Source organism: Streptomyces sp. LARHCF249 (genome assembly GCF_052871255.1).
This window is the reverse complement of record NZ_JBIXJQ010000005.1, coordinates 133,338-152,333: the sequence shown is the minus strand read 5'-3', so window position 1 is coordinate 152,333 and position 18,996 is coordinate 133,338. Positions and strand designations below refer to the sequence as shown.

The following is an 18,996-nucleotide window of genomic DNA, read 5'->3' as shown; positions in this document are numbered from 1 at the left end:
GTGCCCGCACGCTTGGGGGTGCGGGCCCCGGGGGGGGGGGGGGGGCCGGCGGGGGGCCCGGGGGGGGGGGGGGGCGGCGGGGGGCTCGGGCGCCCCCCGGCGGGTCAACGGTGCTGCGTCACTTCGCCAGGAAGGCGAGGAGGGCGGTGTTGACCTCCTCGGCGTGGGTCCACAGCAGACCGTGCGGGGCGCCCTCGATCTCGACGTAGTCGGCCGACGGGAGCGCCTTGTGGAAGGGGCGCGCGGTGCCCTCGGCCGGCAGGATGCGGTCGGCGGTGCCGTGCAGGATCAGGGCCGGCACGTCGACGGCGGGGATGTCGGCGCGGAAGTCGGTGTACCAGGTCGCCGGCGCGGCGGACGCGGCGAAGGAGCCGCCGCCGGCCGCGGTGTTCCAGCTGTTGCGGACGGCCTCCTCGCTGATGCGGGTGCCCAGGTTCTCGTCGAGGTTGTAGAAGTCGTTGAAGAAGGCCGTGTAGTAGGCGTAGCGGTCGGCCTTGACGGCGGCGACGACGCCGTCGAAGAACTCCTTCGGGGCGACGCCGTCCGGGTTGTCGTCGCTCTGGAGCAGGCAGGGCTCGAGCGAGGCCAGGAAGGCGACCTTGGCGACGCGGTCGGAGCCGTACGCGGACACGTAGCGGGCGACCTCGCCGGTGCCCATGGAGAAGCCGACCAGGACGGCGTCGTTCAGGTCGAGGGTCTCCAGCACGGTGTTCAGGTCGGCCGCGAAGGTGTCGTAGTCGTAGCCGGTGGCCGGCTGCGAGGACTGCCCGAATCCGCGGCGGTCGTACGTGATCACGCGGTACCCGGCGTCGAGCAGCGCGGCGCTCTGGCGCTCCCAGGAATGGCCGTCGAGCGGGAAGCCGTGGATGAGGACGACGGGCTGCCCGGCACCCCGGTCCTCGAAGTACAGCTCGATGGGGTTGGTGTTCTCCTGGCCCACGGTGATGTACGGCATGGGGATGCTTCCTCGATTCGGTCGGCTGGTCCGCGCGTCGGAGCGGCGCGGTATGCCCGTCACGCTAGGACCGGTCCTGCGCCTCCTGTTGCCGTACCGCGCACCACACCTTGCACGGGGGCGCAGAGGTTGCTCAGCCGCCGGTGACCGTTCCGGCGCCGCCCTCCGCAAGCACGATCCGGGCCAGGTGGACCCTCGAGCGCACCGAGAGCTTGCGGAAGATCGACGCCAGATGGGTGTTGACCGTGTGCGGGGAGACGACGAGGGCCTCCGCGGCCGACCGGTTGGTGTGGCCCGCGGCGATCAGCCGGGCCACCTTGCGTTCCGAGGCCGTGAGCGCGTCCCAGCCCTGACCGGGGCGCGGCCGGAGGCCTCCGGTGCGCCGGCCGGATCGGCTCGTGGCCCGTTCCAGATCGGCCCGGACCCGGTCTGCCTCGGCGTCGGCCCCCGCCTGGGCGTAGATGTCGTGCGCCCTGGTCAGGGCGGGTGTCGCGGCGGAGTCGCCTGCCGCGAGAAGAGCGCGCCCGAGGTCGGCGGATGCGGCGGCGAGGGGCAGCTGCCGGAGGCCGGTGAGCAGGACGCGGACCGATCGCTCCAGGAGTCCGTGGTCGGCGTTCACCAGGCCGGCCGCGTGGGCGGCCGTCCCCTGTGCGGTCGGCACGGAAGGGTTGCGGGTGGCGTGCTCTGCCGCCTGGGCCGCGAGCTCCTCGGCCAGGTTCCGGTCCCCGCCGCGCAGGGCGATCCGCACGGCCTGGACGACGTGCGGGCGTAGGAGCCGCCATCGGAGGAAGGGATGGTCACGCTGCACGGATCGGACCAGTTCGGCCGCTGCCGCGTGGTCGCCGTCGGCGTCGGCGACGACGGCCTCGAAGTACTGGTGCGCGGCGTGGTTGCCCGTGTTCGGCCGCTCGGCCACGGTCGCCCGCACGACGTCCAGGTGTTCCCGCGCGGCTTCGCGGTCGCCGCGCAGCATCGCGAGGAGGCCGCGGTTGACACGGATGTTGACCAGGTTGCCGGGCACGTGGAGGTCCGCTTCGAGCCGCTCGGCGGTGACGAGGTCGGCGTCCGCGTCGTCGAGCCGGCCGAGCCCCATGTTCAGGGTTCCCTGGGCCCAGCTCAGCATGGCGGGGCGCAGGGGAGCGTCGCCCGCCGTCCGGAGCAGTCGCCGTACGGTGTCGAAGTCGTCCATGTGGATGCGGGCGACGGCCTCCTCGGGCAGGAAGGCCGTGTCGAACACGCTCAGCGCCGTGTGGTGTTCGACGGCGGCGGCGCAGTCGCCCGCGTTGAGGGCGATCTCGCCGAGGCCCCACAGCGCGAGGACACGGGCCTCCCGGTCACCGGACCGCTCCGCCTCGGCGAGCGCCCGTTCGCCGGTCTCGCGAGCGGCCCCGAGGTCGCGCCCGCGGGACCGGGCGAGGGCCTGCCGGGCGGTGAGCCGGGCGCGGATCACCGGGTCGGTGACGGCGGCCAGCGCTGCCGTCGAGCGGCGGGTCAGCTCGTGGACGTCGTCGAGGTGCCACAGCGTGTCGCCGAGTACGGACTGCAGACGGGCGAAGACGTCCAGGGGCGGCTGCCGGGCGAGCAGCGTGTCGCCGGTATCCCGTGCCTGGGTGTACCGGCCCGCGCGGGTCAGCGCGACGATGGCCCGTTCTCCCACGTCGAACACCATGGGCGCATGGGGCGGTACGAGTTCCAGGGCGCGTACGGCCAGGTCGGCGGCGAGGTCGGGCATCACGGCGATCACGTCCGTGGCGGCCGTGCCTAGCAGCCCGATCGCCTCCTGGTCGCCGGGTTCGGCGCTCTTCAGCAGATGCGGGACCGCGTCGGTGGAGCTCCGGCCCGCCGCGACGAGCCGGCTCGCGGCCTCACGGTGGAGCGCCCGGCGTACGGAGGGGGCGAGATCGGCGTACACCGCCTGGCGGAGCAGGTCGTGGCGGAACAGGAGGCGTTCGCCGTCGTCGTGGAGCAGGGCGGCGGCGATCGCCTCGTCCACTTCGGCGCTGAGTCCGGAGGCGGGCCGGCCGCACAGTGCGGCGGCGTCCGCGAGCGAGAACGCGCGGCCGAGGACCGAGCCGATCCGCAGGAAGTGGAGGGTGTCCGGCCGGAGGTCGGCCAGCCGGTCGCGTACACCGAGGACCAGTCGCTCCGGCGGCTCCGGCGCGTCCGCGCCCGACGCCGCGATGCCCGTGAGCATCTCGGCCGCGAGGAAGGGGTTGCCTCCCGCCCCGTCGAGAAGTTCCGCGACCTGCGCCGGCACGTCTCCGCCGAGGACGTCCCGTGCCAGCTCGGCCAGGGCCGTGTCGGACAGCGGCCGGAGGGGGAGGGTCGTCGTCCGCGGCCCCTGCCCGTAGAGTTCCGGGTCGTTCCTGCCCGTGAGCAGCCAGAGGACCGGGGAGCTGAGCAGCCGTGCCGGCATGACACTCAGGGCGAACCGGCTCAGCGGGTCGGCCCATTGGACGTCGTCGACCGCGATCAGTACGGGCGTGCCCGCCGAGCGTTCCTCGATCAGCTGGGCCAGCCGTTCGACGAGCCAGATGCGCTGGTCGTGATGGCCCGCGAGGTCTGCGAAGTCCCTGCTGGACAGCAGCGGCGGGTCACCGTGCAGGAGGCCGGAGGCCAGTGAGGCGAGCGGTGCCAGCTCGTGGAGTTCCTCGGCGCGTCCATGGCTGACGGCGAACCCGTGGGCCCGCGCGATCGAGACGGTCTCCTGCAGCAGTACGGTCTTCCCGATCCCGGGCTCGCCCAGGAGCAGCGCGATCGCTCCTCCCTCGCCGCCCCGCACCGCCTCGACCAGGGCGCGCAGCCGCTCCAGTTCGGCTTCGCGGCCCCGCAGCCCGGGCCGGCTCAGCGCCGTGCTCCCGGGCACCGCCATGCCTGCTCCCCCGGGCCGGTCGGTGCTCATCCCTTGACCGATCCGGCGAGCAGTCCCCGTGCGAAGTGCCGCCGGAGGGAGAAGAAGACGAGCAGCGGGACGAAAGCCGCCACGAAGGCTCCTGCGGTGAGCCTTTGCCACTCGTTGCCGTACGTCCCGGCCAGGCTCGCCAGTCTGGCCGCCATCGGCGCGGTCTCGGCCGTCCCGCCCGACAGCGTCAGTGCCACGAGGAGGTCGTTCCACACCCAGATGAACTGGATGATGGCGACGGAGACCAGGGCCGGACGGGCCAGGGGCAGCACGATCCGGAGCAGCAGCGTCCCGTGCGACGCGCCGTCGACGCGGGCGGCCTCGATCAGGTCCCGGGGCAGCCCGGCCAGGAAGTTGTGCAGGAGGAACACCGCGAACGGCAGCGCGAAGACCGTGTGGGCGAACCAGACCTGGCCGAAACGCGCGGGACCGGTGAGGTTCCACGCGGGCAGGAACAGCCAGCCCTGGGAGAACAGCTTCAGGAGGGGGACGAGCGCCATCTGGAGCGGCACGACCTGCAGCGCGAAGATGCCGACGACGAGCGCGTCCCGCCCCCTGAAGTCGATCCACGCCAGGGCGTACGCCGCGAAGAACGCCAGCACGAGCGGGAACAGCACCGAGGGGAGGGTGATGACGACGGAGTTGACGAAGTACTCCGCGAGCCGCCCCGACCCGTTCCCGCCGCCGGACAGCACCTCGCCGTAGTTGTCGAGCGTGAGGTGTGGCGCACCGAACACGGTCCACCAGCCCGTCGTCTTGATCTCCTCCTCGGGACGGAACGAGGAGAGCAGCAGACCGAGGGTCGGTGTCGTCCAGAGGACCGCGATCACCACGGCGATGGATGTGAAGGCGCGGGAGGCCAGACGCTCCCGGACGCCGTTCACGCTGTCCTCCGCTGTGCCCGGACCTGGTGGGCGACGAAGGGGGTGACGAGGACGAAGAGGAGCACCGCGAGCGCCGCACCGCGGCCCGTCTCGCCGTAGCGGAAGGCCTGGTCGTACATCTCGTGGGCGATGACGCCCGTGTCGAACTGTCCGCCGGTCATGGTCTTGACGATGTCGAAGGCCTTGAAGGTGCCGATCGCCTGGGCGAGGACCACGACGAGCAGCGTGGGCCTGATCGACGGCATGGTGATCCGCCAGAAGATCTGCCGGGGGGACGCGCCGTCGAGTCGGGCCGCCTCGGTCAGCTCTCCGGGCACGGCCCTGATCGCGCCGGCCAGCAGGACGGCCGCGAAGCCCGCCTGTGTCCACACCATCACCACGATGAGGAACAGGACGTTCCAGGGAGAGTCCACGAGCCATTGCCTCGGTTCGCCGCCGAACGCGACGACGAGCCGGTTCAGCAGCCCGATCTGCCCGGCCTCCACGGGACGGTAGGCGTAGACGAACTTCCAGACGACACCCGCGCCGACGAAGGAGATCGCCATCGGCATCAGGACGAGGGACAGCGCGAACGCTCTGAACCGCGACCGTACGACGGCCGCCGCGTAGAGCAGACCGACCGAGGCTGCCAGCAGCGGCACGAGCACCACCCACGCCAGGGTGTTGCGCAGCGCCACCAGCGCCCGGGGGTCGGTGACCATCCACACGTAGTTGTCGAAGCCGGCCCACGCGTCTCCCCCGTTCTCCGTGAACGACAGCGCCAGGGTGCGCAGAGCGGGCAGGAGGAGGCCCATCGTGAGCAGCAGCAGCGCGGGGGCCAGCAGCAGAAGGGCCGCGGCCCTTCTCCGAACCGGCCCCCGGTGCAGCGCCAGCAGGATCAGGGAGACCACCGCCGCGAAGGCGGCGACGCCCTGGAGCAGGTACAGCAGCTTGGGCTGCTGGGCGACGACGTCGAACGACATCAGTGGCTCGGCCAGGACCGTTCGATGGAGTCGGCGACCTGCCGGGTGCTCGCGCCGCCGATCCAGTCGACGGATCCCTTCCAGAACGTCCCGGCGCCGACCGAAGCGGGCATCAGGTCCGAACCGTCGAACCTGAACTGTGTGTGGGGATCCTGGAGCAGCTGGATCGAGAGCCTGTCGACCGGGGTGGCGGCGTTCGCCAGATCCACGCCCTTGTTCGCCGAGACGAACGGGCCCTTCTTCATGCGCGCGTTCGCGAAGTCCGCGGAGGCCAGATACTCCTGATAGGCCCGCACTTCAGGACGGTCGGCGAACGCCGCCGTGAACACTCCGCCGCCCAGTACGGGGCGGTTGGCCGGGTCGGCCCCCGGCAGGAGGAAGGCGTAGACGTCCTTGTCCGGTCCGATCTCGGTGCCCTTCGGCCACATGTCGGCATAGAACGAGGCCTGGCGGTGCATCGCACAGTCGCCGGTGAGGATCGGTGTGCCGGCCTCCTGGAAGGAGATCGACGCCATCGAACGGGCCGGACCGAAACCGCCGTTGGCGTACCGGTCGTTCTGGAGGATGGACCCCACGGTGTCCATGGCCTTGATGACCCGCGGGTCGTTGAACGGGATCTCGTGGGCGACCCACTGGTCGTAGACGTCCGTGCCCTGCTGACGCAGCAGGACGTCCTCGATCCAGTCCGTCACGGGCCAGCCGGTCGCCTCGGCGGACTCGATGCCCGCGCACCACGGCTTGACACCCGACGCCGCGACCTTCTCCGTCACGGCCATCAGCTCGGACCAGGTGCGGGGAACGCCCAGTCCCCTGTCGCGGAAGAATTGCGGCGAGTACCAGACGAACGACTTCACGTTCGCGACCAGCGGCGTGCCGTAGAGGGTGCCGTTGACGGTCGCGTAGCTGTTCCAGTCAGCCGACCAGCCCTGCTGCGCGAGGGCCACGACCCCGGCGCCCGCGGGCTTGAGCCTCCCCGCCCGGGCGAAGCGTTCCAGGAGCCCGGGCTGAGGGAAGAACGCCACGTCAGGGGCGCTCCCGCCGTCGACCCGGAGTTGGATCTGGGCCTCGAACTCCCCGTCCCCCTCGTACTGGACGTCGATTCCCGTGCAGTCCGCGAAGTCCGCCCAGGTCTCTTCGAACAGGTCGGCCTCCCGGTCCCGGTTCTCCGCGTAGACGGTGACCTTGGTGCCGGGGTGCTTGCCGTACCTGGCGTACGGCCCGCAGTCCGCGGCGGTGTGCGATTGCGGACCGCTGTCCTGCGGAACACCGCAGGCGGTGGCAAGGGCGGCGAGGGCGATGACGGCGAGCGCGAGCCTCGCGCCGAACCTCATGGGTGTATCTCCTCCGATCGCCCGCCGAGGGGTCCTCGGGGGCGATCAGAAGCTACCAGCGCTCGAACATTATCGACTAATCGTTCGATCCTGAACGATCGGGTCAGTGGGCGGTGGACCGGGCCGCGTCCTGGATCAGCTCCGCCACGGCCTTGGGCTGGGAGAGCATGACGAGATGGGAGGAGTCGACCTCGACGGTGGTCATGCCGGCGCGCTCGTACCCGTAGCGCTCCACATCGGGGTTGATCGTGCGGTCGGAGGAGGCGACCAGACCCCACGAGGGCTTGGTCTTCCACGCCGCGGCAGGCGCCGCCTCCGAGAAGGCACGTGCGGCCAGGGGGCGCTGGGAGACGGCGAGCACCGCGGCGAGGTCGGGGTCGACGTCCGCCGCGAAGAGGGCGGGGAACTTCTCGATCTCCACCGAGACGTCGGTGCCGGTCTCGGTGGAGCCGGCCACCGGGAACGGCGTGTAGACGAGCGCGTCGGCGAGGCCGGAGTCGGGGAAGCGGCCCTGCAGCTCGCCCAGGCTCTCGCCCTCCTCGAGCGCGTATCCCGCGAGGTACACCAGTGCGCGGACGTTGTCCTCCGTGCCGGCGAGGGTGATGACGGCGCCGCCGTAGGAGTGCCCGACCAGGATCACGGGGCCTTCGACGGCGCGGATCACCGAGGCGATGTACGCGGCGTCGTCGACGAGGCTGCGGTTGGGCACGGCCGGGGCCACCACTTCCATGCCGGCGGCGGCCAGTTCGGGGATGACGCGGGCGAAGCTGGAGGCGTCGGCGAAGGCGCCGTGGACCAGGACGGCGGTGGGGCGGGCGTGTCGGGACATGGGGGAACTCCTCAGTGCGTGACGGGGGATGGGGCTGGGGATGCGGGAGGCGGGAGGCGGATGTGTGGTGTTCGTGTGGTGCTTCACAGGCCGAAGCGGGCGCGCCTGGTCTCGGGCACCAGGTCGGTGTACTCGGGGTGCTTGCCGACCCAGCCCCGGATGAAGGGGCAGTACGGCAGGACGCGCAGCCCTCGGGACCGGGCGTCGTCGAGGACCCCGCGGGCGAGCAGCCCGCCCAAACCCCGGCCGGCGAACCGGCTGTCGATCTCGGTGTGGATGAAGGCGATCTCGCCCTCCGAGAGGCGGTACTCGGCGAAGCCCGCGGTCTCGGTGCCGTCGTCGCCGGCGAGGATCTCGTACCGGGACTTCTCGGGCCGGTCCGTCACCTGCGGTTCCATGGGTTGCTCCTGTGCGGTCGTGGTGTGACGGGGGTGGGTGGGCGCGGTCAGAGCGTGCGGCGTACGCCCGCCTGGCGTTCCAGGTTGCGGAGCTGGACGGCCAGGTCGCCTTCCACGGCGAGGTGAGCGGGGCCGCTGCGGCCGATGGGCAGGACCTGCTCGCTGCGCATGTCCTCGAGCATCAGCGCGAACGCCGTGTACATCGCGACCAGCGCCACCACGAGGCCGAGCGCACCGGACGTGCGCGTCAGCCATTCGGCGCCGGTGATGCCCGCGAGGCCGGTGGCCGCCCAGCGGGGGAGGGAGACCGCGAGGACGAGCCACAGCGCGCGCTTGGGCCGGGTCACGGCGGTCATCAGGGCCCCGAAGCAGAGGAGCGCCAGGTTGAACACGCCGAGGACCTGAAGGCCGTCGGCCGCGCCGCTGAGCATGATGAGCGCGTAGGGCAGCCAGCTGCCGGCGAACACCGCCATCAGCGTCGCCGCGATCACGTCACGGGCGCCGAAGGCCAGGAAGCTCACGAGGAGTTGGAGGACGAAGGCCGGGAGCACGGTGAAGGCGACGGCGGCGCGGGCGGCCTCGTCGAAGAGCCCGAGCTGGAGGCAGCCCGTCATCACGGAGGCGATGGCTATCGTGAAGAAGCCGAGCGGCATGGGTGAGGCGATGGGGCGCAGGTTGATCCGTGTCATCGACCGGAGGTCCGGTTCGAAACGGCGTCCCTGGGGCGCGTCCGGCGAGGTCGCCGGGGTGTCGCCGCTGTCGGCGGCGGGGGAGGCTGCGGACATCGGGTGGATCTCTCTTTCAGTGCTCGAAGCAGGGGTCGACGAAGGACGGCGCCGTGTCGGGGACGGAGCCGCGGGCGACGCGCCAGCGGCGGTGCTGCTCGGACTCGGCGACGGCCTCGGCCACGGACACCGCCTGTTGCGCACCGCTCCGGTAACCGCCGAAGTGGGCCACCGGGCTCCACTCGGGGCTCACCGGCGGGACGGCCTCGTCGAGGCCCTCGTACTCGGCGGTCGCGTAGACGATCCGGCCGCCCACGACGGTGAGGACGGACTCGATGTCGGGGATGACGGCCTCGGGCACGGTGAGGTAGTCGTCCGACAGGATCGCGAGGTCGCCGTAACGCCCCTCCCGGAGCACGCCCTTGACGTCCTGTTCGCCGGTGAGCTGCGCCCCTCCCCGGGTGTAGAGGCCGAGGGCGGTCTCCCGGTCGACCAGGTTCCCGGCCGGGTAGAGGGCCGTGCCGCCGACGGTGCGCCCGGTGACCAGCCAGTGGAGCGCGACCCACGGGTTGTACGAGGAGACGCGGGTGGCGTCGGTTCCGGCGGCGACGGTCAGGCCTCGGTCGAGCATGCCCCGGACCGGCGGGGTGTGGGCGGCGGCCTCGGCGCCGTAGCGGTCGAGGAACGCGGCGCCCTGGAAGGACATGCGGTTCTGGACGGAGAGGGCGCCGCCCAGGGCCGCGATCCGGTCGAGGCTGTCGGCCGAGACCGTCTCCGCGTGGTCGAAGAGCCAGCGGTTGCCGCCGGGGAAGAGCCCTTCGGCCGCGAGCTTCTCGAAGACGGCCAGGTCGCGGCGGATCGTCTCGTCGTAGGTCGCGTGGAGCCGGAAGCCCCAGCCGTTCTCGAGCAGCAGTCGGACGGCGCTCTCGAATTCGGTCTCGTAGCCGGCGGCGAGTTCGGGCCGGGGCTCGGAGAAGTTCTCGAAGTCGGCGGCGGCCCACGTCAGGTTTTCTCCCGCGCCGTTGAGCCGGAGCCATTCGTCCCCGTCCCCGGGCTTGACCATCTCGGTCCAGCGCTTCAGGTCGGCGAGCTCCTGACCGGCCGTCTGCGGAAAGAGGTGGTAGGCGATCCGGAGGGTCAGCTCCTCCGACCGGGCGAGGTCGACGACCGTGGCGTAGTTGTCGGGGAAGTTCTGGAACCCGCCGGCGGCGTCGACCGCGGACGTCAGTCCGAAGCGGTTCAGCTCGCGCAGGAAGTGGCGCGTCGACGTCCGCTTGTCGGCCTCGTCGAGAGCCGGCGCCTTGGCCAGGGTCGAGTACAGGATGAGGGCGCTCGGCGCCGCGAGGAGCACGCCGTTGGGTTCGCCGTCCCGGCCCCGGACGATCTGTCCGCCGCGGGGATCCGGCGTGTCGCGGGTGAATCCGGCCGCCTGCACCGCGGCCCGGTTCATCAGCGCCGACTGGTACAGGTGCAGGACGAAGACCGGGGTGTCGGGGGCGGCGGCGTTCAGCTCGGCGACGGTCGGCATCCTGCGCTCGGCGAACTGCTCGGCGGTCCAGCCGCCCACCACCCGGATCCACTGCCCCTTCGGGGTGCGGCCGGCCTGCTCGCGCAGCATCGCGAGGGCGTGTCGGAGGCTTCGTACGCCGTCCCAGCGCAGCTCCAGGACGTAGTTCAGGCCGCCCCGGATGACATGCAGGTGCGAGTCGTTGAGGCCGGGGATCACCCGGCGGCCGAGGGCGTCGACGACCTTGGTGCCCGGCCCGACGAGGTGGGCGAGGTCGTGGTCGTCGCCCAGGGCCGCGACCCTGCCGTCGCGGATCGCGACGGCACGGGCCTCGGGCCGGTCGGGGTCACCGGTGAAGACCTTGGCGTTGCGGACGAGGAGGTCGGCGTGCTCGTGCTTCCGACACGGGGCGGGGACGAAGCCCGCCACCGGCATGCTCGTCGACGGCCCGGTCATGCGAGGGCCTTGCGGAGGGTGTCGGTGGCGAGACCGATGGCGAGTTCCGCGGCCTGCGTCTCGCGCAGTGCGTTCAGCATCACGAAGTCGTGGATGACGCCCTGGACGCGCAGGGCGGTGACGGGGACGCCGGCGGCACGGAGCTTCGCCGCGTACGCCTCGCCCTCGTCGCGCAGGACGTCGGCCTCGGCAGTGATGACCAGGGCCGGCGGCAGGCCGGTGAGCTGCTCGGTGGAGGCGCGCAGCGGGGAGGCGGTGATCTGGGCCCGCTCGGCCTCGGCGGTCGTGTACTGGTCCCAGAACCACTTCATGGCGTCGCGGCGCAGGAAGTAGCCCTCGCCGAACCGGTGGTACGAGTCGGTGTCGAAGCTCGCGTCCGTGACCGGGTAGAAGAGGACCTGCTGGACGAGCACGACGTCGCCTCGCTGCTTGGCCATGAGGGTGAGGGCGGCGCTCATGTTGCCGCCGACCGAGTCGCCCGCGACGGCGATCCGAGTGCCGTCGAGCTCCTTGTGGTGTCCCTCGCGGGCGATCCACTGGGCGACGCTGTAGTTCTGCTCGATGGCGACGGGGTACCGGGCCTCGGGCGAGAGGTCGTACTCGGGGAACACCACGGCCGCCCCGGTGCCGGCGGCGAGTTCGCGGACGAGCCGGTCGTGGGTGTGGGCGTTGCCGAAGACCCAGCCCGCGCCGTGGATGTAGAGGATGACGGGAAGCGGGCCTGTGGCGCCGCGGGGGCGGACGATCCGGGCGCGGACGTCGCCGGTCGGGCCGCCGTGGACGGTGATCCACTCCTCGTCGGCCTCGGGCAGGGGGACTCCCTCACCGCTCTGGACACCGTCCACGGCCTTGCGGCTTTCGGCGACGGGGATCTGGTGGAGGTACGGCGGCCGGGCGGTGGCATCGGCGAAGGCCTGGGCGGCGGGTTCGAGGATCGGACGGTTCTTCATGAGGGGTTCTCCTCCTGGGGATGTACGAGAGGGTCGCAGGTCGGGCTCAGCGGGTCGCCCGTACGGCGTCGAGGATCACGTCGGTGACCGCGGCCGGACGGGAGACGGCCACGGCGTGCGACGCGTCCACTTCGGTGATGTGCGAGCCGGCGCGCCGGGCCATCCACCGTTCGGCGGCCGGCGGGATGTTCTTGTCGGCGGTGGCGATCAGCGACCAGGACGGGATCGTCTTCCAGGCCGCTTCCCCGGCCTTCTCCTCCAGCGCGGCGGTGGCGACCGGACGCTGGGTCGCGGCCATGACGGCCGCGTCGGCGGTGGAGACGTCGGCTGCGAACTGCCGGTGGAACGTGGCCCGTTCGATGACGAGTTCGGTGCCGGTGCCACCGCCGGGCAGCGGGTACGACCGCGGGTTCACCGTGTCACCGAGGGTGGAGCCGGGGAACTTGGCGGCGAGCTCGGCCGCGCTCTCGCCCTTGTCCGGGGTGAACGCGGCGATGTAGACGAGGGCCTTCACACGGCTGTCGCCCAGCGCGGCGCCACTGATGACGGCGCCGCCGTAGGAGTGGCCGACCAGGACGACGGGGCCCTCGACGGCGGCCAGCACGCTGCGCAGGTAGGCGGTGTCCGCGGCGAGACCGCGCAGCGGGTTGGCGGGGGCCAGGACGGGGTAGCCGGCGCGCTGCAGCCGCCTGATCGTGCCGCTCCAGCTGGAGGCGTCGGCGAACGCCCCGTGGACGAGGACGATCGTGGGCTTGGGTCCGTGCCGGTCGGCGTCGGCGGCGGCCGGGCCGCTCGCGGGTGTGGCGGGTGCGGCGGGTGCGGCGGGTGCGGCGGGTGCGGCGCCCATCAGGGCGGCCAGCGTGGCCGGCAGGGCGAGGGCGAGCGTGCGCCTCTTGGGATGCATGAGTGTTTCCTTGTCGGGTGGTGAGGCATTCGGGTGCGCGAGGGCGGGCGGGGGTACGCCGGTCGGGGGACGGGAGGGTGCGCCGATGGGGCAGAGCGGGTGCGGCGGTCGGGCGGGGCCGCGCCTCAGAGGCCGTACGCCTCCAGGAGCCGGAGCCAGACCTCGCTCACCGTCGGGAAGGCGGGCACGGCGTGCCACAGGCGCTCCAGGGGGACCTCGCCCACGATGGCCACCGTGGCGGTGTGGACGAGTTCGGTCGCCAGGGGGCCGGTGAGCGTGCAGCCGACGACGACTCCCCGGGTCTCGTCGACGACGAGCTTGGCGAGGCCGCGGTAGTCGTCCGCGTGGAGCGCGGCGCCGGCCACGTCGTCGATGCGGTACTCCACCGTGCGTACCGCGAGACCCGCTTCGCGTGCCGCGCGTTCCGTGAGACCGACGCTCGCGACCTCGGGACGGGTGAAGACGGCCTGGGGGACGGCAATGTGGTCGGCCTCCGCGCTCCACGGCTGCCGGCCGCCGGTCACGGCCGGGCGCCCCGCTGCTCGCTCGACGATCGCCGCCGCGCAGGCGCGGGCCTGGTACTTGGCCATGTGGGTCAGCGGCGCACGGTGATTCACGTCGCCGACGGCGTAGAGCCATGTGCCCTCGACCGCCGTGATCCGACAGGTGTCGTCGACCGGGAGCCAGTCGCCTGCCGGCAGTCCGACGGAGTCCAGGCCGAGGTCTGCGGTGCGCGGGCGCCGGCCGACGGCGGCGAGGACCTCGTCGCAGGCGAGGGCCGCGCCGTCGTCCGTGTTCACGGTCACCGTGCGGGTGGCGGCGTCACGGGCGACCCGGACGGCCGACACCCCGAAGCGGATCGTGACGCCCAGATCGCTCAGCCCCCGGGTGACCTCTTCGCCGGCGCACGGCTCCCAGCCGGTCAACAGGGCCTGGTCGCGGACGAGCAGGGTGACGGAGGAGCCGAGCAAGCGCCACGCGGTGGCCATCTCGCAGGCCACCACTCCCCCGCCGATGACGACGAGCCGCTCGGGCACCGCGTCGGCCGTGGTGGCCTGCCGGCTGGTCCACACACCGATCCGGTCGAGCCCTTCGACCGGCGGAAGGGCGGGCTCCGTGCCGGTGCAGACCACGACCGCGCGCCGGGCCCGCAGGGTACGGACCGTGCCGTCGGCCCCGGTCACCTCCACCCGGCGCTCACCGGCGAGCCGTCCGTGCCCCCGTACGAGCGCGATGCCCGCACCGCCGAGCCAGTCGGCCTGGCCGGTGTCGTCACCGCGCCCGGTGAAACGGTCACGCCGGGCCAGGACGCGTGCCGGGTCGAGTGCCGCCGTGACCGCCTGCCGGGCCCCGTCGACCGACCGGGCCGCCGCTCGGGCGGCGCCGGGACGCAGCAGGGCCTTGCTCGGCACGCATGCACGGTAGGAGCACTCACCGCCGACCGCCTCGGCCTCGACGACGACGGCGGTCAGCCCCGACCGGACGGTCCGGTCGGCGACGACCTCGCCGGCCGGACCGCCGCCGACCACGACGACGTCGTACGTGTCCATCAGCCGCGCACCAGAGGGGTGTCCACGAGGTGCTCGGCGAGGAACCACACCTGCGCCTCACCGGTGCGGATGACATCGGAGACGAGCAGGTCGGCGCTGCCCTCGTCGCCCTCCCCGGAGAGCCGGGCGGCGGCGTCCCGGGCGTCGGTCAGGATCCGCTCGTGCGCGTCGAGGAGCCGCGACAGCATGACGGGCACCGGCTCGACGCCGTCCGGCGGCCGGGGGATCGCAGTCAGCTCCGCGACGTGGCGCGGGTCCCCGACGGCGACGCCGCCGAGGCTCTGGACCCGCTCGGCCAGCGCGTCCACGATGGCCAGCTGGGCCTCCGCGTGCTTGTCCAGCATCAGGTGGAGCGAGTAGAAGGTCGCCCCTCGCATGAGCCAGTGGTGCTTCTTGTAGAGGGAGTAGAGGATCTGCGTGTCGGCGAGAACACGGTTCAGCCGCTGGCAGGCGTACATGCGGGTGTCGTGGCCGAGGCCGATCGGCAACTGCTTGAGCGTGCCGAACGCCTGGGTCTCGGCGCCCTGCTGGTGCAGCAGCGGCTGGCCGCCGCCGTGCGGGGTCGTGAGGGTGTCCATCGGGTGCTCCTGTTCGGGAGAGAGGGCGGGAAGGGCCCGGCCGGCCCGGTCGGGGGTACGCGGCCGGCCGGACCCGGTCTGTGCGGCTCGCGCTCAGCGGTCGGCGACCGCCGGGGCGGGGGGCCGGTGCAGGACGAGCCGGGTGAGGAACCCGCTGCCGAGACCGGCCGCGAGCGCGAGGGCCGCCCACCACAGCGGGTACGGCGTGAGGCCGAGGACCGCGTCGAGGGACCAGGCCCCCGGTCCGGTGGCGGCGAGAGCGGCGGCGGTCCCGATGAGGACGAGCGGGTACTCGTATCCGTCGTTCTGCACCCAGAGCCCGTGGCGCCATTTCACGGTGAGCGCGACCGTCATGACCCCGATGGCGCCGGTCGCGGCGAGCGGGGTCAGGAAACCGGCGGCGAGCAGCAGGCCCGATCCGATCTGGCCGCCGCCCGCCGCCAGGGCGGTGAGGGCACCGCCGCGGAAGCCGTCGGCGCGGAACTCCTCGGTACCACCCTCGAGTCCCCTGCCGCCCAGGTGTGAGCTGATCTTCTGCACACCGTGGCCGGCGACGAGCAGTCCCACCAGCAGACGCAGGATCAGAATGCCGGTGTCCATGTGGGTCAGCCGGCGGCGTGCGCGCCGATGACGCTCTGCGCGTACACGACGCCCAGGCCGTAAGCGCCCGCGTGGGCCTTGACGATCTCCATGACCGCGCCGTACGACTCCTGGCGCGCCCAGTCGCGCTGCAGTTCCAGGAGCACCTGCACCCAGGTCACCGGGACGGCGCCGGCGGCGATCATCCGCTGGAGCGCGTGCTCGTGGGCGGCCGGGCTGACGCCGCCTGAGGCGTCGGAGACCACGTACACCTCGTACCCCTGCTCAAGCGCGGACAGCGCGGGCAGCACCAGGCAGACCTCGGTCCACAGGCCGGACAGGATGATCTTCTTGCGCCCGGTCGCCTTGACCGCCGCCACGAGCGCCTCGTCCTCCCAGGCGTTCATGGTCGTACGGTCGATGGCCTCGTGCTTGGGGAACACCTCGGCGAGCTGGGGCAGCAGGGGCCCGGAGAACGACTCGGCGGCGACCGTGGTCAGGACGGCCGGCACATCGAATGCCTGAGCCGCCTTGGCGAGGCCCACGGTGCTGTTGATGATCGCGGCGCGATCGCCGCTCCCGGTGCCGAAGAACATCTGCGGCTGGTGGTCCACGAAGAGCATGACCGAGTTGTCGGGCGTGAGCAGATCCTTGCTCGGGGCGGCCTGCACCTTGTTGATGTCGAACATGAGGGGTCCTCTCGAAGCAATCGGTAGCGTGCCCGCCGCGTCCGCGGCTCGGCACTTCTTCAAGCTAGGAGCGACCCGACCGACCGCGTTGCCCTCCTGCGCCCAGGAGTTGGCACGACAGCGCACAACCGGTCAAGGGCCAGAGCGGGCAGTGTCACGGGCGCGAACGCGCAAGGTCGCGACGCCGGCACACTCGCCCCGAGACTCCTCCGAAACGGCGCGTACCCCGAGCCCGCCGCACGGCGAGGGCGAGTTGGCCAACGCGTCCGGTGGCCGCGACGGCGAGGTCGAAGCCGTGCGGGATCGGGTCGAACTCCTCGGCGGTGCGGGCGCCGTAGGTCTCGGCGAGGGGGCGGTGCGCGGGGTCGGGGTCGACGTAGAGGACGTCGGAGGCGCCGAGGGCGCGGGCGACGGCTACGCCGGTCACCGCGTCGCCCGCGTCGACGACCCGGGCCGCGCATTCGTGGCCCAGGGCGAACAGCGGGTCGATGCTGTGCCGCATGTGCGGCTGCCGCCGCGTGGCGTGTCCGGCCAGGATCACGGAGTCCACGTCGCAGGAGGTGGCGGCCACCGGCGCGACGATCGCCTCGCCGGCCGCCTGGACCCGGGGGTCGGGAGCCTCGCGCCACTCGACGGTGCGGCGCGCTGCGTACGTCAGCTCACGCATCGGCCTGCCCCTTCGCCAGGGGACCGTAGACTATGACGAGCGTTATAGCCGGAGGAGGGTGGAGAAGGTGCCCAAGAGCAGCACGCCGTCCCGCGAGCGGATCGTGGCCGGCGCCGCGGACATGATCAGCCGGCGCGGCCTGAGCGCCACGAGCATCAGGGAGATGGCCAAGCACGCCAAGGCGCCGCTCGGCTCGACGTACCACTACTTCCCCGAGGGCAAGCAGCAGCTGGCCACGGAGGCCGTCCGCCACACGGGCGAGTGGGTGGCCCGCAGTCTGCGCAAGGAGCTGGAAGCGGGCCCGGCCGCCGGACTGAAAGCCTTTCTCGCCCTGTGGCGGAAGATCGTCGTCGACACCGACTTCCACGCCGGCTGCCCCGTCCTGGCCGTCGCCATCGAAGAACCCCCCGCCGACGAGGTCCCGCCCGCCCTGGCCGCCGCGGCCGAGGTTTTCGAGCAGTGGGAGGGCCTGCTCGCCGGCTCGCTGCGGGAGCACGGCGCCGACGCCGAGCTGGCCGCTCAGATCGCCACGCTCGTCGTCGCCTCCGTCGAGGGCACCGTGGCCATGTGCCGCGCCAAACGGAGCACCGACCCCCTCGACCGCACCGCCGCGCAGCTCCAGGCCGTCATCGCCACGGCGATCGGGGCCTGAGTCAGCCGTCTGACCGGGAATTCCCGTACGCGCCGGCCGGCGACCCGACGGCTTCGGTCAGCGCCTCAGCCAGCCGGCGGCGCTGCTCCAGCCCCAGACGGCTCTTCGAGGTGTTCACGGTGATGACGGTAACGCCTGCCTCCTATGACGACTGTAATAGGAGGCAGGCCACACCCGGTTTATAACGAGTGTCATATCGCGGGGGGGGCACCGCGGCGCACTCGGACGACGCCGCATGCGAAGTCGACATCCTTCGGCGAGAGCTCAGAGGCGCTTTCGCTTGACCTTCACGTGACGGCTACGACGATCGCCCAGTCGGAGTCGAGCTTTCCTTCGTCCAGGCCGGCGAAGTGGCCGTTGGTGTCGAGCCGGCCCGTTGCGATGATGCCGTTGTCGGCGTTGTAGAACAGCAACTCCCGACCCAGCGCAGTAACCGCCGTCCAACCCGGGTTCAGCTGACCTTCGTCCAGACCGGCGAAGTGGCCGTTGGTGTCCAGCCGGCCCGTTGCGATGATGCCGTTGTCGGCGTTGTAGAACAGCAACTCCCGACCCAGCGCAGTAACCGCCGTCCAGCCCGCGTTGACCTGACCTTCGTCCAGACCGGCGAAATGCCCGTTCGTGTCCAACCGACCCGTTGCGATGATGCCGTTGTCAGCGTTGTAGAACAGCAACTCCCGACCCAGCGCGGTGACCGCCGTCCAGCCCGGGCTCAGCCGGCCTTCGTCCAGGCCGGCGAAGTGCCCGTTGGTATCGAGCCGACCGGTTGCGATGATGCCGCTGCCGGAAATGTAGAACAGCAGCTCGCGCCCCACGGCGGTGATGGCGGTCCAGCCCGAGTTGAGCCGGCCTTCGTCCAGGCCGGCGAAGTGCCCGTTGGTGTCGAGCCGAGCGGTGAGGATGCGGCCACTGTGACCATTGAAGAACAGCAGTTCCCTTGCCACGATGACTCCTCGATGTCGCGAAGGACTCCCGCGACCCAGGGCAAAGGGCTGCCAGGCGCACAACTGGAATCGCGAGTGCGGGCAGGTTCCATGGGTGTCGTCACCACGGCCGTCCGCTGTAGACGAGCCTACTCTCGGGCCCTCGTGGCGGCATGCGGAGCGACGCTCGGACCTGGTGACTGCGTTTCAGGCAACCCCGCCGAATCGCCGGTGATCAGAAGGGGAGCCGGCTGGCCCGCGCCGCGGCCGCCACTCCCGCGGTGAGTCCAGCACGCCTGCGAGGGCGCGCCGGTGCGCGCGGGCACCTGCTCCCAGGCCCGCGCCTCCATACCTTTGGGCCGCGAAGAAGCCGGGGACGCCCGCCTTCGTCGCTTCGCTCCCCTCCTGATCACCGGCAGCGTCTCCCCGTACGGCGATCGGCGGCCAGCTCGGAAACGGGTCGCAGCCACCGCGCCGGGCCCGCCTCCTTGTCCGCCGATTGGCATGGCCGCGGGTGATGGGGCGGTTGTGGGGTAGGCGCGGCGTGAGAACAGCATG

17 protein-coding genes and 1 pseudogene are annotated in these 18,996 nt (G+C 72.1%); 1 reads left to right on the top strand and 17 read right to left on the bottom strand.

The window, feature by feature from the left end; genetic code table 11:
- Positions 1-118 precede the first annotated feature (118 nt).
- From ACIPUC_RS15685 to ACIPUC_RS15610, 16 genes and pseudogenes are all read right to left on the bottom strand, one after another.
- Complete coding sequence (locus ACIPUC_RS15685) at positions 119-955, bottom strand: alpha/beta fold hydrolase (RefSeq protein WP_446589872.1); 837 nt, start codon at positions 953-955, stop codon at positions 119-121.
- A gap of 133 nt (positions 956-1,088) precedes the next feature.
- Positions 1,089-3,827: a helix-turn-helix transcriptional regulator gene (locus ACIPUC_RS15680; protein ID WP_446589871.1), complete on the bottom strand. Its 2,739-nt coding sequence runs from the start codon at positions 3,825-3,827 to the stop codon at positions 1,089-1,091.
- Positions 3,828-3,853: 26 nt separating this feature from the next.
- Complete coding sequence (locus ACIPUC_RS15675; RefSeq protein WP_446589870.1) at positions 3,854-4,741, bottom strand: carbohydrate ABC transporter permease; 888 nt, start codon at positions 4,739-4,741, stop codon at positions 3,854-3,856.
- Complete coding sequence (locus tag ACIPUC_RS15670) at positions 4,738-5,703, bottom strand: carbohydrate ABC transporter permease (protein ID WP_446589869.1); 966 nt, start codon at positions 5,701-5,703, stop codon at positions 4,738-4,740. Before ACIPUC_RS15670 ends, ACIPUC_RS15675 begins: the two co-directional genes overlap by 4 nt.
- Entirely contained in the window at positions 5,703-7,034 is a 1,332-nt protein-coding gene (locus tag ACIPUC_RS15665; protein ID WP_446589868.1) for an ABC transporter substrate-binding protein, read from the bottom strand. The genes ACIPUC_RS15670 and ACIPUC_RS15665 overlap by 1 nt, the downstream gene beginning before the upstream one ends.
- A gap of 103 nt (positions 7,035-7,137) precedes the next feature.
- Complete coding sequence (locus ACIPUC_RS15660) at positions 7,138-7,863, bottom strand: alpha/beta fold hydrolase (protein WP_446589867.1); 726 nt, start codon at positions 7,861-7,863, stop codon at positions 7,138-7,140.
- Between the two features lie 83 nt (positions 7,864-7,946).
- On the bottom strand, positions 7,947-8,261 hold the full coding sequence (locus ACIPUC_RS15655; protein WP_446589866.1) for a GNAT family N-acetyltransferase: 315 nt from the start codon (positions 8,259-8,261) through the stop codon (positions 7,947-7,949).
- Between the two features lie 47 nt (positions 8,262-8,308).
- Positions 8,309-9,046 carry a GPR1/FUN34/YaaH family transporter gene (locus ACIPUC_RS15650; protein WP_446589865.1) on the bottom strand — a complete coding sequence of 246 codons (738 nt, stop codon included), beginning with the start codon at positions 9,044-9,046 and terminating at the stop codon, positions 8,309-8,311.
- Positions 9,047-9,062: 16 nt separating this feature from the next.
- Positions 9,063-10,949 carry an amidohydrolase gene (locus ACIPUC_RS15645; RefSeq protein ID WP_446589864.1) on the bottom strand — a complete coding sequence of 629 codons (1,887 nt, stop codon included), beginning with the start codon at positions 10,947-10,949 and terminating at the stop codon, positions 9,063-9,065.
- Positions 10,946-11,899 (bottom strand): alpha/beta hydrolase, encoded by a 954-nt coding sequence (locus ACIPUC_RS15640; protein ID WP_446589863.1) that lies wholly within the window; start codon positions 11,897-11,899, stop codon positions 10,946-10,948. The genes ACIPUC_RS15645 and ACIPUC_RS15640 overlap by 4 nt, the downstream gene beginning before the upstream one ends.
- A gap of 46 nt (positions 11,900-11,945) precedes the next feature.
- A complete protein-coding gene (locus ACIPUC_RS15635) occupies positions 11,946-12,803 on the bottom strand; it encodes an alpha/beta fold hydrolase (RefSeq protein WP_446589862.1) in 858 nt (285 codons plus the stop codon).
- A 125-nt stretch (positions 12,804-12,928) separates the two neighbouring features.
- Positions 12,929-14,353 carry a dihydrolipoyl dehydrogenase family protein gene (locus ACIPUC_RS15630; RefSeq protein WP_446589861.1) on the bottom strand — a complete coding sequence of 475 codons (1,425 nt, stop codon included), beginning with the start codon at positions 14,351-14,353 and terminating at the stop codon, positions 12,929-12,931.
- Positions 14,353-14,931: a Dps family protein gene (locus ACIPUC_RS15625; RefSeq protein WP_446589860.1), complete on the bottom strand. Its 579-nt coding sequence runs from the start codon at positions 14,929-14,931 to the stop codon at positions 14,353-14,355. The genes ACIPUC_RS15630 and ACIPUC_RS15625 overlap by 1 nt, the downstream gene beginning before the upstream one ends.
- 93 nt (positions 14,932-15,024) lie before the next feature.
- Complete coding sequence (locus ACIPUC_RS15620) at positions 15,025-15,531, bottom strand: DoxX family protein (protein ID WP_446589859.1); 507 nt, start codon at positions 15,529-15,531, stop codon at positions 15,025-15,027.
- Between the two features lie 5 nt (positions 15,532-15,536).
- On the bottom strand, positions 15,537-16,199 hold the full coding sequence (locus ACIPUC_RS15615) for a hydrolase (protein ID WP_229335867.1): 663 nt from the start codon (positions 16,197-16,199) through the stop codon (positions 15,537-15,539).
- Positions 16,200-16,434: 235 nt separating this feature from the next.
- Positions 16,435-16,866 (bottom strand): annotated as a pseudogene (locus ACIPUC_RS15610) (zinc-dependent alcohol dehydrogenase); the annotation flags it as partial.
- Positions 16,867-16,933: 67 nt separating this feature from the next.
- Between ACIPUC_RS15610 and ACIPUC_RS15605 the strand changes: the two are divergent.
- Entirely contained in the window at positions 16,934-17,518 is a 585-nt protein-coding gene (locus ACIPUC_RS15605; RefSeq protein WP_446589858.1) for a TetR/AcrR family transcriptional regulator, read from the top strand.
- A 287-nt stretch (positions 17,519-17,805) separates the two neighbouring features.
- On the opposite strand, the gene ACIPUC_RS15600 is transcribed toward ACIPUC_RS15605, so the two are convergent.
- Positions 17,806-18,459, bottom strand: a complete 654-nt coding sequence (locus tag ACIPUC_RS15600; RefSeq protein ID WP_446589856.1) for a hypothetical protein — start codon at positions 18,457-18,459, stop codon at positions 17,806-17,808.
- Positions 18,460-18,996 lie beyond the last annotated feature (537 nt).